Annotated in this window: 1 protein-coding gene; it reads right to left on the reverse strand. The window is 76.3% G+C overall.

Annotated elements, in window-relative coordinates:
* Positions 1-21: 21 nt before the first annotated feature.
* On the reverse strand, positions 22-625 hold a 604-nt coding region (locus tag AC5LSR_RS04915; RefSeq protein WP_493468190.1), incomplete at its 5' end, for an acyl carrier protein.

The raw sequence follows: 625 nt of genomic DNA on the forward strand, positions 1-625 counted from the left end.
GGACGCGGTGGACATGTGAGCTCAGCCTCCGTACGGGGTGGTCAGCTCGTTGTCGAGCACGTCGAACAGTTCGTCGTCGTCGGCCGACTGGAGATCCGCCAGGTCACCGGCGAGGGAGCCGCCCGCGCCGGCGGGCCGGCGGCCGTCCCAGACCTGGAGGAGCTGCCGCAGCCGGACCGCGACCCGTTCGTGGGCGTCGGGGTCGGTGGCGGCGTCGGGCGCGGTCGTTAGGACGGTGCCCAGCCGGTCCAGCACGTCGGTGAGCGATTCCCGCTGGGACGGGACGGCCGCGCTCCCGGCACCGCCGTGCGCGGCCGGTACGAGCAGGGTGCGCAGGTGCGCGGTCAGCGCCGCCGGGGTCGGATGGTCGAACAGCAGCGTGCTCGGCAGCCGCAGCCCGGCGGCCGCGCCGAGCCGGTTGCGGAACTCCACCGCGGTCAGTGAGTCGAACCCGGACGCGAGGAACCCGCGGTCGGCCTCGATCACCGCCGCGTCGGCGTGGCCGAGCACGGTCGCCGCGGTCGTGCGCACCAGGCCGAGCAGGATCCGCTCCCGCTCGTCCTCGGGGCGCCCGGCGAGCCGGTCGGCCAGCGACCCGCCCGCTCCCGTCCGCGTGCCACCGCCG

This window comes from Protofrankia sp. CiP1_Cm_nod4 (assembly GCF_982290645.1).